General features: G+C 68.8%; 1 protein-coding gene. It reads left to right on the top strand.

Translation table 11 applies throughout. The features are described from left to right. The coding region (locus Q7A36_RS41055) for a GTP-binding protein (protein WP_305109519.1) at positions 1-391 on the top strand (391 nt) is incomplete at both ends.

The raw sequence follows: 391 nt of genomic DNA, 5'->3' as shown, positions 1-391 counted from the left end.
TGTGGACTGCCCCGGCCACGCCGACTACGTGAAGAACATGATCACGGGCGCGGCGCAGATGGACGGCGCGATCCTGGTGGTCTCGGCGGCCGACGGGCCGATGCCGCAGACGCGTGAGCACATCCTGCTGGCGCGGCAGGTGGGCGTGCCGGCGCTGGTGGTGTTCCTGAACAAGATGGACCTGGCCGACCCCGACCTGGTCGAGCTGGTGGAGATGGAGGTGCGCGAGCTGCTCTCCAGCTACCAGTTCCCGGGCGACGACATCCCGATCATCAAGGGCTCGGCGGTGGCGGCCCTCGAGGACAAGACGCCCGAGATCGGCGAGCAGGCGATCCTCGAGCTGATGCGGGCGGTGGACAGCTACATCCCGCAGCCCGAGCGTCCGAAGGAC

This window comes from Paracraurococcus lichenis (assembly GCF_030657435.1).
GTDB classification, from domain to species: Bacteria; Pseudomonadota; Alphaproteobacteria; order Acetobacterales; family Acetobacteraceae; genus Paracraurococcus; species Paracraurococcus lichenis.
Note: the sequence above shows the minus strand (reverse complement) of the source record. Positions and strands in the feature narration are given on the sequence as shown.